Genomic DNA, 14,264 nt, shown 5'->3' with positions numbered 1-14,264 from the left:
GTGCGCAGGCTCGCCGTCCTGATGGCCGCGGTAGCGCTCGCGGCCGGCTGCACGAGCAGTTCGGGGGACCCGGCGCCGGCGGCGTCCGGGAAGTCGAGCCCGACCACCCTCCGGGTGCTCGCCGGAAGCGAGCTCGAGGACCTCAAGCCGATCCTCGACGACCTGCGGACCGAGACCGGCGTCACCGTGCAGCTGGACTACGCGGGCACGCTCGACGGAGCCCAGGCGGTCGCGGACGGGAGCGCGGGCAAGAAGTACGACGCGGTCTGGTTCTCGTCCAACCGGTACCTCGGCCTGCTGCCCGAGGCCCGCACCCACCTGCGGACGCAGGAGAAGATCATGACCTCGCCGGTCGTCCTCGGGGTCAAGCGGTCGGTCGCGCAGCGCCTGGGCTGGAGCAGCAAGGCGCCGAGCTGGGCCCAGATCGCCGAGGCGGCCGCGGCCCGGAAGTTCAGCTTCGGCATGACCGACCCGTCCGCGTCCAACACCGGCTTCTCGGCGCTGGTCGGCGTCGCGGCCGCGCTCTCCGGGGCCGGCGACGCACTGACGACCGCCGACGTCACCAAGGTCGGTCCCCGGCTGAAGACGATGTTCGCCGGTCAGACGCTGACCGCCGGGTCCTCCGGCTGGCTCGCCGACGCGTACGTGAAGCGCGCGACCGGCAAGTCGCCCGGTGCCCCGGTCGACGGGCTGATCAACTACGAGTCGGTGCTGCTCTCACTCAACGCGACCGCGAAGCTTCCGGAGCCGCTCACGCTCATCTACCCGAGCGACGGCGTCGTCACCGCCGACTACCCGCTGACCCTGCTCGACTCGGCCTCGCCGTCCGCGCGTGACGCGTTCACCCGGGTGGTGACCGACCTGCGGTCGGCCGAGCGTCAAAAGGCCATTCTGGACGCTACGCGCAGGCGGCCGATCGAGCCGACCGTGCCGCTGCCCGAGCCGCTCAAATCCGCACAGCTGATCGAGCTGCCGTTCCCGGCCCGGCGGGACGCCGTCGACGCGCTGCTGTCGGCGTACCAGAACGAGATCCGCCGTCCGTCGCGCACGGTGTACGTGCTGGACACGTCGGGGTCGATGAAGGGCGAGCGGATCAACGGGCTCCGGGCCGCGCTCACCGGGCTGACCGGGGCCGACACGACGCTGACGGGCCGGTTCGCGCGCTTCCGCGCGCGGGAGGAGGTCACGCTGCTCGCGTTCTCGTCGAGCGTGAAGGCCCCGGTGACGGTGACCGTCCCGGCCGGCGATCCGGACGCCGCGCTGGCGCGCATCCGGAGCGCGGTGTCGGCGCTCAAGGCCGACGGGGGCACCGCGGTCTACGGCGCGCTCGACCGGGCCTACGACCTGCTCCGGACGAGCCCGACGACGGACGGCCCGGTGACGTCGATCGTCCTCATGACCGACGGCGAGAACACCAGCGGACCGAAGCTGGACGACTTCCGGACGTCGTTCGCCGGGTATCCGGCCGCGCAGCGGACGATCCCGGTGTACCCGGTGCTGTTCGGCGAGAGCCGGGAGAGCGAGATGAACCAGATCGCGACCCTGACCGGCGGGCGGACGTTCGACGCCCACACGGACTCGCTGACCACGGTGTTCAAGGAGATCCGTGGCTACCAATAGGTTCCTGGTCTACCTGGGCTCCCGGAAGAACATCGTCGGGTGCCTGGGCGGGCTGGTCGGGCTAGGGCTGGGCGCCGCCGGTTTCGGCGGTGCCTGGTGGTGGGTGATGGCCGTCGGCTTGTACGCGGCCGGCGCGCTGGCGACGCCGTCGGAGCGCGTGCGGCTGGTGGTCGCGGGTGATTCGTCGGAGGACGCGGCCGCGGTGCGGGCCGATCTGGCCACGCTGGTCAAGCGCGTGGACGCGGTGAGCGGGCGGCTGCCCGCGGGTGCGCTGGAGCGGGTCCGCGAGACCGCGGAGCTGCTGCTCGGGGTGCTCGACCGGCCGGCCGCGCTGGCCGGCAGCCCCGATCAGGCCTACGCGGTGTCCCGCGTGGTGCGCTCGGACCTGCCGACGTCGCTGGAGTCCTATCTGGCGCTGCCCCGGTGGTACGGGGGCGGTCGGCCGTCGGCCGAGCTGATGAAGCAGCTGAACCTGATCCGGGACGACGCCCGCCGGGTCGCCGAGGCGGTGTACGCCGCCGACGAACAGCGGCTCGCCGACCACACGCGTTACCTGGAGGAACGAGAAGACCGCCCGAACCCGCTCGAGGGCCCCTAGACGGTCGCGGCGGTGTTCCAGCGGAGTTGGGACTCGGCGAACTGCTCGCAGATCTGGACGATGCGGGCCTTGTCGACCGGCCGGTACCCGATCACCACCCGAATCGTCAGCCCGTCGAGCAGAGCCGAGAAGCCCTCGATGAACGTGTCGACGTCGAGGTCGGCGTCGAGCTCGCCGGTCGTCTTGCCGTACTGCAGGACCTCGCGGACCAGGCCCTGCCAGTCGGCCTCGAGCTCGGTGATGAGCTGGTGCACGGCCGGGTCGTGAACCGCCTCGGTCCAGGCCTCGAGCCACATCATCAGGTTGCTGTCGCGCAGGCCGCTGGGCGCAGCCGCGTTGAGCAGCCACTGCCAGCGTTCACGGGCCGTGGGGAGATCGGCGAAGGCCGCGACGGCCTTCTCGCGCAGGTCGGATTCGACGATCCGCAGCGCCGCCATGAACAGGTCGGTCTTGCTCTCGAAGTAGTACAGGAGATGCGCCCCGGTCATGCCGAGTCCTGCGCCGATGTCAGCTAACCGGGCGTTCCGGACTCCGTGCTCACTGAGGACGGAAATAGCCGACCGGGCGATCTCGCGGCTCTTCCCACGTCGCTTCGTCGTCATTGCTGTGTGACCCGTTTCGTCGCGTGGGGACGCTGGTCGCTCCCCCGAACAGTGATATCGCACCGGAACGCGTTCATGGGGTCACACAGCGAAGCGAGCACTTGCAATTCCCGCATAGCGAGACAGAAAAAGCGCCGGACCCTCAGCGGATCCGACCCGGATTTTGAATCAGGATCAAACTGCGGACTCGTCGGTAACACGCTCGTCCGAGGCCGGAGCCTCGACGACCGGAGCCGTCGCGATCGCGATCCGCCGCGCCTCGGGGGCCGCCGGAGCCTCGTGAGCACCAGCCACGCGGAGGGTCAGTACTCCCGCATCGTAGGACGCGGACACGGCGTCGGCGGTCAGGTGCTTGGGCAGACGGAACGTCCGGCGGAACGAGCCGTACTGAACCTCGCTGAACGAACGGCCGTCGCGCTCCTCGCTGCGCTCGTCCCGGCGCTCGCCCCGGACGACCAGCCGACCCTCGGTGACCTCGACCGTCACGTCCTTCTCGACGTCCAGACCCGGCACCTCGAGGCGGACGACCGCGTCGTCACCGTCGCGGGTGACCTCGGCGGCCGGGGTGAAGACGGTCGGACGAGCAGTGGCCGTCGGGCCGAAGGACCGGCGAACCAGCGCGTCGAACTCGGCGAACGGGTCCCGGCGCGTCCAGAGAGTGATGCTCATGATGTCTCCTTCAGTAGAATCTCTCGCTGTCAGAAAACTTGAGCGTGGCCGACTCAATTCCGGCTCTCCATGTGATCGCAAGCACAGTGCGGATCTCGCAAAATTGCGGATTTAGAAAATTTGCGTGGCCCGCAACAGCGGCGTACGGTGATCGCCGTGAGCGACGTGCAGTACCCGGAGTTTCCGGTCGAGATCGAGCATCATTCGTCCGGTCTCGTCACCTGGCGGGAGCGGAAGAAGCAGGCCACCCGCGACGCGATCGGCGAGGCCGCCTTCAAGCTGGCGCTCGAGGTGGGTCCGGGAAACGTCCGGGTCGACGACATCGCGGCGGCCGCCGGCGTCTCCCCGCGCACGTTCAACAACTACTTCTCCAGCCGCGAGCAGGCGATCTGCACGGTCCGCATGCGCTGGGCCGACGCCCTCGGGGCCGCTCTGACGGCCCGGCCGCCCGGCGAACCGCTCGACCGCGTGCTGTGCGAGACGATCCTCGAGGTCCGCGGGCAGGGCGAGCACGACAAGGCGATCACCCGGATGCTGGCCGCGACCGAGGCGATGCGCGCCGAATACCTGCGTAACTCCCTGATGGTCGAGTTCCTGCTGGCCGAGGTCATCGCCGGGCGCACCGGCTGCGATCCGCTCGCCGCCCGGGTGGTCGGCGGCGCGTTCGCGGGGGCGATCCGGGCCGCGGGCGAATATTGGCTTCGCGATGACGGCGATCTGCCGTTCACTGACTTCCTGCGCGCCGCGCTCGAGCGGGTAGCTCCCGCCGCGCGGGCGCTGGAGGATGCTCCGTTTCCCCACCAGAAGTCCGAACGAGAGAGCCAGGCGTGCTGATCTCCCTGTTGCGAACACATCTGCGGCCGTACCGGCGGCCGCTGCTCGTGGTCGTCGTCCTGCAGCTGCTGCAGACGCTCGCGATGCTCTACCTGCCCACCCTCAACGCCGACATCATCGACAACGGCGTGGTGAAGGGCGACACCGGCTACATCATGGAGCTCGGCGGGGTGATGCTCGCGGTGAGCCTCGCGCAGATCGTCTGCTCGATCGGCGCGGTGTACGTCGGCGCGAAGGTCGCGATGGCGCTCGGCCGGGACGTCCGGGGCGCGCTGTACGACCGCGTGCAGTCGTTCTCCGCGCGGGAGGTCGGCACGTTCGGCACGCCGTCGCTGATCACCCGCATCACGAACGACGTCCAGCAGGTCCAGATGCTCGTCGTCATGACGCTGACGATCGTGATCGCGGCGCCGGTCATGTGCGTGGGCAGCATCCTGCTGGCCCTGCACCAAGACATCCCGCTGGCCTCGATCCTGCTGGTCGCGCTGCCGGTGCTGGTCGTCGTCATCGCGATCGTCATCAGCCGGATGCGGCCGCAGTTCCGGCTCATGCAGGTGCGGCTCGACGACATCAACCGGGTGCTCCGCGAGCAGATCTCCGGCATCCGGGTGATCCGCGCGTTCGTCCGCGAGCCCTACGAGCGCAAGCGCTTCGAGAAGTCCAACGAGGAGCTCTTCGACGTCTCGCTGCGGGCCGGCCGGCTGATGTCGCTGATGTTCCCCACCGTGATGGCGGTCGTGAACATCTCCAGCGTCGCCGTGCTCTGGTTCGGCGGCCAGCGCATCGACGCCGGCCACATGCAGATCGGGGCGCTGACCGCGTTCCTGAGCTACCTCATGCAGACGCTGATGTCGGTCATGATGGCCACGTTCATGTTCATGATGGCGCCGCGGGCCGAGGTGAGCGCGGAGCGCCTCCAGGAGGTGCTCGGCACCGGCACCACGGTCGTGCCGCCCGAGAACCCGACGCCGCTGGGCGACGTGCACGGCCATCTCGAGCTGCGCGGCGCGACGTTCCAGTTCCCGGGGGCCGAGCAGCCGATCCTGTGCGAGGTCGACCTGGTCGCGAACCCTGGCGAGGTCACCGCGATCATCGGCAGCACCGGCAGCGGCAAGACGACGCTGCTCAACCTGGTACCCCGCCTGTCCGACGTCACCGCGGGCGCGGTGCTGGTCGACGGCATCGACGTCCGCGAGCTGGCGCCGAACGACCTGGCCCGGGTCATCGGGCTGGTGCCCCAGCGCCCGTACCTGTTCACCGGCACGGTCGCGTCCAACCTGAAGTACGGCAATCCGGACGCGACCGACGAGGAGCTCTGGCGGGCGCTGGAGATCGCCCAGGCCGCCGGGTTCGTCCGGACGCTGCCCGAGGGCCTGGACGCCCCGATCGCCCAGGGCGGGTCGAACGTCTCGGGCGGGCAGCGCCAGCGGTTGGCGATCGCCAGGGCGCTCGTGCACCGGCCGGAGATCTACCTGTTCGACGACTCGTTCTCGGCCCTCGACTACGCGACCGACGCCGCTCTGCGAGCCGCGCTGGCCCGGGAGACCGCGGGGGCGACCGTCGTCATCGTGGCCCAGCGGGTCAGCACGATCCGCAACGCCGACCGGATCGTCGTGCTCGACGAGGGACGCGTGGTCGGCACCGGCACGCACGCCGAGCTGATGGACACCAACGACACGTACCGGGAGATCGTGCTCTCCCAGCTCACCGAACAGGAGGCCGCGGCATGACCGCGCCGTCCAGCAATGGATCGCGTCCCGGAGGCGGGCCGGGAGGGCCGCCGGGGGCGGCCGGGGGGCCAGGAGGGGCCGCCGCGGGGCCGGGAGGGCCCGGGGGGCCAGGGGCCGCTACGGCGGTCGCGGTCGGGGAGCGGCCGACCGCAGCGCGCGGCCCGGGCGGCCCGGCGGCCGGTCCGGGTCCCGCACGGTTCATGAGCGGCCCGGGCGAGAAGGCGCTCGACTTCAAGGGGTCCGCGCGCCGGCTGCTGGCGACGCTGCGGCCGGAGCGTCCGCTGATGGCGCTCGGGCTGTTCCTCGCGGCGGTGAGCGTCGCGCTGTCGGTGACCGGCCCGAAGATCCTCGGCCACGCCACCGACCTGATCTTCGCCGGGGTCATCGGCAGGCAACTCCCGCCCGGCATCAGCAAGGAACAGGCCGTCCAGAGCCTCCGCGACCGCGGCGACGGCACGCTGGCCGACATCGTCCAGGGCACGAACGTCGTCCCGGGCCGGGGCATCGACTTCGACGCGGTCGGGCGCGTGCTGCTGATCGTCCTCGTGATCTACCTGGCCGCGTCGCTGTTCGCCCTGCTCCAGGGCCGGGTGACGACGGTCGTCGTGCAGCGCGTGGTCTACCGGCTGCGCGAGGACACCCAGGCCAAGCTCTCCCGCCTGCCGCTGAACTACTTCGACCGGCAGCCCCGCGGCGAGATCCTGTCCCGGGTCACCAACGACATCGACAACCTGGCCCAGACCCTGCAGCAGACGCTCAGCCAGGTGATCATCTCGCTGCTGACGATCGTCGGCGTGCTGAGCCTGATGATCTGGATCTCGCCGCTGCTGGCGGTGATCGCGCTGATCACGATCCCGCTCTCGACGTTCGTCGCCGGCCGGATCGGCAAACGCGCCCGCCCCCAGTTCATCGGGCAGTGGTCGACCACCGGCAAGCTCAACGGGCACGTCGAGGAGATGTTCACCGGGCACACGCTGGTCAAGGCGTTCGGGCGGCAGGACGAGGCCCGCGAGGTCTTCACCGCGCAGAACGAGGCGCTCTACCAGTCCAGCTACCGGGCCCAGTTCATCTCCGGCCTGATCCAGCCCGCGATGATGTTCATCGGCAACATCAACTACGTGCTGGTGGCGGTCGTCGGCGCGCTGCGGGTCGCGTCCGGGGCGCTGACGCTCGGCGAGGTACAGGCGTTCATCCAGTACTCGCGGCAGTTCAGCCAGCCGCTGACCCAGGTCGCGAGCATGGCGAACCTGCTGCAGTCCGGGGTGGCGTCGGCCGAGCGGGTGTTCGCGCTGCTGGACGCGGTGGAGCAGGATCCCGACCCGGAGACCCCGGCCCGGCCCGAGCGGGTCGCCGGACGGGTGGCGTTCGAGCACGTCTCGTTCCGCTACTCCCCCGACAAGCCGCTCATCGACGACCTGTCGCTGAGCGTCGAGCCGGGGCAGACCGTCGCGATCGTCGGGCCGACCGGCGCGGGCAAGACGACGCTGGTCAACCTGCTGATGCGCTTCTACGAGGTCACCGGCGGGCGGATCACGCTCGACGGCGTCGACATCGCGACGATGGACCGCGCCGACCTGCGCGCGGCCACCGGCATGGTGCTGCAGGACGCCTGGCTCTTCGGCGGCACGATCGCCGAAAACATTGCCTACGGCTCACGCCGGGACGTGGGGCAGGCCGAGATCGTCGCGGCGGCCGAGGCCACGCACGTCGACCACTTCGTCCGGACCCTGCCCGACGGGTACGACACGGTGCTCGACGAGGAGGGCTCGTCGGTCAGCGCGGGCGAGCGTCAGCTCATCACGATCGCGCGGGCGTTCCTGGCCGAGCCGGCGATCCTCATCCTCGACGAGGCCACCAGCTCGGTCGACACCCGCACCGAGCTGCTGATCCAGCGGGCGATGAACTCGCTGCGCGAGGGCCGGACGAGCTTCGTGATCGCGCACCGGCTCTCCACGATCCGGGACGCCGACCTGATCCTCGTCATGGAGAACGGGAGCATCGTCGAGCAGGGCACGCACGACTCGCTGCTGCGCTCCGACGGCGCGTATACCCGCCTGTACAACGCCCAGTTCGCGCAGCCGGTCGCCGACGTATGAGGTAGCCCCGGAGCCGCGCGCACACTCGCCTAACGTCCGTTTTCGCCTATTCTGACGGATGCGAACACGGCGATGGGGAGGGTTGTGCGGCTCCGGCTCGCCGCCTGTGCGGCGGCCCTGCTAGCCCTGGTGATGCCGGGCGCGCTCGTCCTGGCCCCACTGCCCGGTCCGCGGTTCCCGGCCACGGCGGCGGCCGCAGCCACGACGGCGGCCGGGGTGGCCGCGGCGACTGTGGCAGCTGCGGCGGCGCCCCCGACCGGGGGTACCGCCGTGCTGGGGCAGGACTTCCACTCTTCGTCGGTGCCCGATCCGAACTGGGCGGTCAGCGGCCAGACCTGCCTGACCGGCGCCGCCCCCGGCAGCGCCGCGCCGAGCCCGTCGAGCGGCTCGGCGGCGATCCCGGGCTGCGCCGCCACCGGCGTCGGGCCGGCGCCGGTGGCCGGGGCCGCGCCCGGCTACCTGCAGCTCACCGACGCCCGGGTCAACGCCACCGCGGCCGCGGTCTACCAGCGGCCGATCCCGGCGCCGGCCGGGCTCTCGGTGACGTTCGCCCAGTACCAGTACAGCCAGCCGGCGCCCGACGTCGACCCCGGCGACGGGCTGGCGTTCTTCCTCGTCGACGGCTCGACCGGCGCCAGCTCGGTGGGCGGATACGGGGGCAGCCTCGGGTACGCGCAGAGCGGCGCCAACCCGGGCGTCGCCGGCGGCTACCTGGGACTCGGCTTCGACGTCTACGGCAACTTCCTCCGCGACGTCGAGAATCGCGGCCAGGGCTGCCCGGCCGGGCAGCGGTCCGGCTCCAGCGACAGCGACCGTCTGGAGCGGAACGTCGTCACGCTGCGCGGGTCGGGCAGCGGCACCACCGGCTACTGCTACCTGGCCTCGACCACCACCGGCCCGCCCGGGCAGCCGACGAGCACGCTCACCGACACGCTGCGGGTGACGACCGCGAACCCCGAGGTGGCCCGGCGCTGGGTCAACGTGCAGGTCACGCCGGCGCCCAACCCCCGGGTCGTCGTGCTGATCCGGTACGGCGACGCCGACAGCTGGCACCAGATTCTCGACGTGCCCGCGCCCGACAACCCGCCGTCGAGCTACAAGTTCGGCTTCACCGCGTCCAGCGGCGGCGCGACCGACGTCCACCTGATCAGCGACGTGACCGCCTCGACGATCAACCGGCTCGGAGACCTGCGCCTGGTCAAGCAGGTCAGCCGGGCCGGCACGCCGCTCCCGGCGACGCTGACCGCAGGCACCGCGGTGCCGTACGAGTTCATGGTCTCCAACGGCAGCCTCGGGACGATCTCGAACCTGGTCGTGACCGACTCGGGCTCCACCACGGCGATCACCTGCGACGCGACGACGGTCCCGGCGCTGCCCGACCCGGGCGGGACCACGATCTGCCGGGGCACGCACACGGTCACCGCCGCCGACGTCAGCGCGGGCGCGATCACCAGCACGGCGACCGCGTCCGCCGACCTCGCCGGGCTCCCGCTCACACCGGTGACCAGCACGCTGACCGTCCCGGTGCGGGCCGCGCTCAGCGTCACGACCCAGCCGGCGACGGCCGGGCCGTACCAGATCGGCCAGACCGTGGACTACACCTACACGCTGACGAATACCGGCGGCGCCGCGCTCGACCACCTGACCGTCACCGACAACCGGGTGACGACCGGCTCGATCAGCTGCGCCGCGGCCACTCTGGCGCCGGGGGCGAGCACGACCTGCACCGGGTCGACGACGCTGGCCGACAGCACGATCACCGCGGCCGGCACGATCACGAACACCGCGACCGCCGCCGCGGTCACCCCGATCGGGCAGTCGGTGAGCGCGACCGGCACGGCGTCGATCCCGATCCGCGCCGATCTCGGGCTGACGCTGGTCGCGTCGCCGACGTCGCCGGCGGTCGGCGACCGGATCACGCTGACCGTGACGCTGCGCAACGCCGGCCCGAGCGCCGCCCGGAACGTCACGGTGAGCGATCAGGTCGCCAACGGCCTGGCGTACGTCTCGTCCGTAGCGGGCGTCGGAACCACCTACACGGCGGCCACCGGCGCTTGGACCGTTCCGCTCCTCGCGTCCGGCGACAGCCGGACGCTGACGCTGGCCGCGGACGTGGTGAGCGCCGGGGCGGTCACCAACGGCGCGACGATCACCGGGACGGACCAGCCGGACGCGAACCAGGCCGACAACAGCGCCTCGGTGACGCTCAACGCGTCCACGCCGGCGACCGACCTCGCGGTCACGGCCTTCGACAGCGACTTCGCGCCGCGCGCCGGTCGGCCGACCCGCATCGCGGTGACCGCCCACAACGTCGGGCAGCGCGCGGCGACGGCGGTCGCGGTCGCCGTGCCGCTGCCGAGCCTGCTGACGCTCGACTCGGCGACGCCGTCGACCGGCGCGTACGACGCGTCCTCGGGCCGGTGGACGATCGGCGCGCTGGCCGTCGGCGCCACCGCGACGCTCGACCTCGTCGTCCGGCCGAGCGCGTCCGGCACCGTGAGCGTGACGGCTGCCCTGGTCTCGGCCATCCCGGCGGACGCGAACCCGCTGAACGACGTGGACACCGCCCAGCTGACCGTGCGGCCCGCGCAGGCCGACCTGTCGATCACCAAGACCGTGTCCCCGGCCGGCGTCTCGGTCGGTGACGTCGTCACGTACGTGGTCCGGGTGTCCAACGCCGGGCCGGATCCGGCGCCGGCCGTGGTGGTGCGCGAGCGGCTCGGCGCGCTCGGAGCCGACGTGCTGGTCGGCTACTCGGTGAGCCAGGGCACGGTCGACGTCGGGTCCGCGCGGTGGGACGTCGGCGGGCTGGCGGCCGGGGCCGCTCCGGCGACGCTGACGCTCCGGGTGCGGGTCGGTGCGGCGCGGACGGTCGGCAACGTGGCGGCGGCCGAGGATCCGGGCACGGTGGACCCGGACCCGGCCGACAACACCGCGTACGCGTCGTTCTCCGCGTCGCCGACGCCGGTCGACCTGGCCGTGCACGCCACGATCGGCCGGTCGACGCTGGTCGTCGGCGAGCGGACGACCGTGACCCTGACCGCGACGAACCGCGGGCCGAACGTGGCCACCGCCGTGGTCGTCCACAGCTCGGTACCGGCCGGGGTGGCGGTCACCGGCGCCAACGGCGACGGTTCGATCGACCCGGCCGGGGTCTGGACGATCGGCACGCTGGCCGTGGGGGCGGTCGCGCGGCTGACCGCCACCGTCACCGCGACCACCGCCGGCCAGTACACCGGCACCGCCTCGCTGGCGTCGGTCGACGAGCGGGACGTCGACGCGTCGAACGACCTGACGTCGCTGACGCTGACCGTGCAGCCGCAGGCGAACCTGTCGATCACCAAGACCGTCAGCCCGGCCGAGGCGCAGATCGGCGACGTCCTGACCTACACGGTGACAGTCTCGAACGCGGGGCCGAGCCCGGCGACCGACGTCGAGGCGATCGATCCGATGCGGCTGTCCGCGAGGATCATCGGGGTGACGACCAGCCAGGGGACGTTCGACCGGGCCGGTCGGGTGTGGTCGGTGGGGACGCTGGCCGACGGGGCATCGGCGACGCTGACCGTGATCGTGGCGGTGACTTACGTGGCCCGGGCGGTGAACGAGGTGCGAATCACGCAGTCGGGGGCGCTGGACCCGGATCCGAGCGACAACGCGGCCCAGGCCGTCGCCTGGATTCCGGGCGCGGACCTGGCGACGTCGGTGACGGTGACGCGCTCGGGCCCGGCCGCGGTGGACGCCGTCGTCACGGTCTCGAACACCGGCCCGGACGCGGCCTCCGGCGTGACCGTCACGGTACGGATGCCCACCGGCCCCGGCCCGGCCGGCGCGGATCCGTCGGTGGGGTCGTACTCGGACGGGCGGTGGACGGTCGGGGCGCTGACGCCGGGAGCGGCGCCGGTGTTGCGGTTGCGCCTGCGGGCCGGGGCGAAGCCGTGGACGCTTTCGGCGAGGGCAGCGGCCGTGTACCCGCTGGATCCCGACCACAAGAACGACACCGCCTCGGCCGCGGTGCCGGCCGCGACCCCGGGGCCGCGGCCGGGCCTAGCGGCGACCGGCCGGGCGGTAGGCGGCCTCGCGCTGCTCGGCGCCCTGTTCCTCCTCGTCGGAGGAATGATCACCACCCTCACCCGGAAGAGCCCGCCCCGGTAGCCACCATGCGGCCCGGCCGAGCAGCGCCATCGTCGCCGGGACCAGCACCAGCCGGACCACGAACGCGTCGGTCAGCACGCCCGCACCCAGCGCGAACGCGATCGGCCGGATCGTCCCGTCCCCCCGCACGACCCCGCCGCCGAACACCCCGATCATGATCAGCGCCGCCGCGACGACCACCATCGCCCCGCGCGCGAACCCGGACGTCACCGCGCGCTGCGCGTCCCCGTGCGACGCGAACTCCTCCCGCATGCCGGACACCAGGAACATCTCGTAGTCCATCGAGAGTCCGAACAGGACTCCGATGACGAGGATCGGCAGGAAGCTCAGCAACGGCGCCGCCGGATCGACGCCGAACGCCGAGCCGAGCCACCCCCATTGGAACACCGCGACCGTGCACCCGAGCGCCGCCCCCAGGCTCAGCAGGAAGCTCAGCGTCGCGGTCAGCGGAATCAGGATCGACCGGAAGATCGCCAGCAGCAGGACGAACGCGAACCCGACCACCAGCGCGAGGTACACCGGCAGCGCGTTCGCCAGCCGCTGCGAGATGTCGATCGCGACCGCGGTCTGCCCGGTCACCCGCCAGCCGTCGTCGCGGAGCGCGCGCACGAGCGTGGCCGTCGCCTCGTCGGACGGCCCGCTGGCCGGGATCACGGTCAGCAGGACGTCGTCGCCGTGGACGCCGCTGGGCACCACCCGGGCGACGTCGTCGACCGCGGCGATCCGGGCCGCCGCGGTGCGGTCGGTGGTGAGAACGAGCAGGGGGCCGTTCGCGCCCGGGCCGAAGCCGTCGGCGATCAGGTCGTAGGCCTTGCGGTCGGTCGCGGACGAGGGGTCGGTGCCGTCGTCGGGCAGGTTCAGGCGGAGCCCGGCGACCGGGATCGCGAGCACGGCGAGCACGAGCACCGACCCGATCACCGCCACCACCCGGTACCGGGTCACCACCGCGGCCCACCGGTGCGCGAACCGGTGCGGTGTCCCGGCCGCCCGGCGCCTCCCCACGATCCGGCGGCCCGCGAACGCCAGCAGCGCCGGGGTCAGCGTCAGGCTCATGACCATCGCGACCAGCACCGCTCCGGCCGCGGCCAGCCCCATCTGGGTCAGGAACCCGATCCGGACGACGGCCAGCCCGGCCAGCGCCGCGATCACGGTCAGCGCCGCGTAGAACACCGCGGTCCCGGCCGTCCCCATCGCGGCCGCGATCGACGCGGTCACGTCCGCCGACCCGGCCCGAAGCTGCTGCCGGTGCCGGTTGACGACGAACAGCGCGTAGTCGATCCCGACCGCGAGCCCGAGCAGGATCGCCAGCGTCGGCGCCACCGAGTTCAGCGACACCAGCGCCGTGATCGCGTGGATCGTCTCCAGGCTCACGACCAGCCCGAGGATCGCGGTCAGCAGCGGCAGCCCGGCCGCGACCAGCGATCCGAACGTGATCAGCAGCACGACCAGCGCGATCACGATCCCGATGGCCGAGGAACTCGACGTCGCGGGTTCACCGGCCAGCCCCGACGACGCCTCCACCTGCAGCCCGGACGCCCGGGCCGCGCGCACCGCGGCGGCGACCCCGCCGGGCACGTTGTCGGAGGAGAGCGTCAGGTCGAAGAAACCGACTCTCCCGCCCGGCGCGAGCGTGAGCTTGGAGACGTCCGCCACCCCCGGTACCGCTGCCAGCGAGTGGCCCAGCGCGGTCACCGCCGCGGCGTCGGTCGTCGTCAGCGGACCCGCCACCACGACCCGGCCGCCGTCGGCCCCGGACGCCGGAAACTCCTGATGCACCTGGTCGAGGGTGTCCGTCGATTCCATGCCGGCGATCGCGAATTCCGACGTCAGCGGCTCCGCGAACCGGGCGGCCCCGGCCACCGCCGAGACCAGAATGACGATCCAGGCGACGAGCACCCACCACCGCCGGCGGGCGCAGAAGCCGCCGATCCGTTCGATTGATCCAGCCATGGCGCCGATCGTC

The 14,264-nt window shown here is 72.2% G+C and carries 9 protein-coding genes; 6 read left to right on the top strand and 3 right to left on the bottom strand.

The genetic code is table 11. The features are described from left to right. Positions 1 to 1,620, top strand: a complete 1,620-nt coding sequence (locus FL583_RS23465) for a substrate-binding domain-containing protein (RefSeq protein WP_142706960.1) — start codon at positions 1 to 3, stop codon at positions 1,618 to 1,620. Continuing rightward, positions 1,607 to 2,218 (top strand): hypothetical protein, encoded by a 612-nt coding sequence (locus FL583_RS23460; protein ID WP_205752388.1) that lies wholly within the window; start codon positions 1,607 to 1,609, stop codon positions 2,216 to 2,218. Before FL583_RS23465 ends, FL583_RS23460 begins: the two co-directional genes overlap by 14 nt. Here FL583_RS23460 and FL583_RS23455 read toward each other — a convergent pair. Together FL583_RS23455 and FL583_RS23450 are read right to left on the bottom strand one after the other, a co-directional pair. After that, entirely contained in the window at positions 2,215 to 2,820 is a 606-nt protein-coding gene (locus tag FL583_RS23455; RefSeq protein WP_142706959.1) for a TetR/AcrR family transcriptional regulator, read from the bottom strand. The genes FL583_RS23460 and FL583_RS23455 overlap by 4 nt on opposite strands. A gap of 174 nt (positions 2,821 to 2,994) precedes the next feature. Then, positions 2,995 to 3,489 (bottom strand): Hsp20/alpha crystallin family protein, encoded by a 495-nt coding sequence (locus tag FL583_RS23450; protein WP_142706958.1) that lies wholly within the window; start codon positions 3,487 to 3,489, stop codon positions 2,995 to 2,997. Positions 3,490 to 3,645: 156 nt separating this feature from the next. Between FL583_RS23450 and FL583_RS23445 the strand changes: the two genes are divergently transcribed. The 4 genes from FL583_RS23445 to FL583_RS23430 all read left to right on the top strand — a co-directional run bounded on the left by FL583_RS23445 (position 3,646) and on the right by FL583_RS23430 (position 12,301). Then, positions 3,646 to 4,323, top strand: a complete 678-nt coding sequence (locus FL583_RS23445; RefSeq protein ID WP_205752387.1) for a TetR/AcrR family transcriptional regulator — start codon at positions 3,646 to 3,648, stop codon at positions 4,321 to 4,323. After that, positions 4,317 to 6,053, top strand: coding sequence for an ABC transporter ATP-binding protein (locus FL583_RS23440; protein ID WP_142706956.1), 1,737 nt, complete (start codon positions 4,317 to 4,319; stop codon positions 6,051 to 6,053). The genes FL583_RS23445 and FL583_RS23440 overlap by 7 nt, the downstream gene beginning before the upstream one ends. A gap of 200 nt (positions 6,054 to 6,253) precedes the next feature. After that, positions 6,254 to 8,149, top strand: a complete 1,896-nt coding sequence (locus tag FL583_RS23435) for an ABC transporter ATP-binding protein (protein WP_205752386.1) — start codon at positions 6,254 to 6,256, stop codon at positions 8,147 to 8,149. 72 nt (positions 8,150 to 8,221) lie between these two features. Continuing rightward, complete coding sequence (locus FL583_RS23430; RefSeq protein ID WP_142706954.1) at positions 8,222 to 12,301, top strand: DUF7507 domain-containing protein; 4,080 nt, start codon at positions 8,222 to 8,224, stop codon at positions 12,299 to 12,301. Here FL583_RS23430 and FL583_RS23425 read toward each other — a convergent pair. Then, positions 12,194 to 14,251 carry an MMPL family transporter gene (locus tag FL583_RS23425; protein ID WP_142706953.1) on the bottom strand — a complete coding sequence of 686 codons (2,058 nt, stop codon included), beginning with the start codon at positions 14,249 to 14,251 and terminating at the stop codon, positions 12,194 to 12,196. The genes FL583_RS23430 and FL583_RS23425 overlap by 108 nt on opposite strands. Positions 14,252 to 14,264: the final 13 nt, after the last annotated feature.

Source organism: Cryptosporangium phraense (assembly GCF_006912135.1).
GTDB lineage: Bacteria > Actinomycetota > Actinomycetes > Mycobacteriales > Cryptosporangiaceae > Cryptosporangium > Cryptosporangium phraense.
The sequence above is the reverse complement of the archived record's forward strand: the minus strand, read 5'-3'. Positions and strand labels throughout refer to the sequence as shown.

Bases quoted from the DNA above. Each gene is read 5' to 3' on its own strand.
- FL583_RS23455 (WP_142706959.1), bottom strand. From the start codon at position 2,820: ATGACGACGAAGCGACGTGGGAAGAGCCGCGAGATCGCCCGGTCGGCT.
- FL583_RS23450 (WP_142706958.1), bottom strand. From the start codon at position 3,489: ATGAGCATCACTCTCTGGACGCGCCGGGACCCGTTCGCCGAGTTCGAC.
- FL583_RS23435 (WP_205752386.1), top strand. From the start codon at position 6,254: ATGAGCGGCCCGGGCGAGAAGGCGCTCGACTTCAAGGGGTCCGCGCGC.
- FL583_RS23430 (WP_142706954.1), top strand. From the start codon at position 8,222: ATGGGGAGGGTTGTGCGGCTCCGGCTCGCCGCCTGTGCGGCGGCCCTG.
- FL583_RS23425 (WP_142706953.1), bottom strand. From the start codon at position 14,251: ATGGCTGGATCAATCGAACGGATCGGCGGCTTCTGCGCCCGCCGGCGG.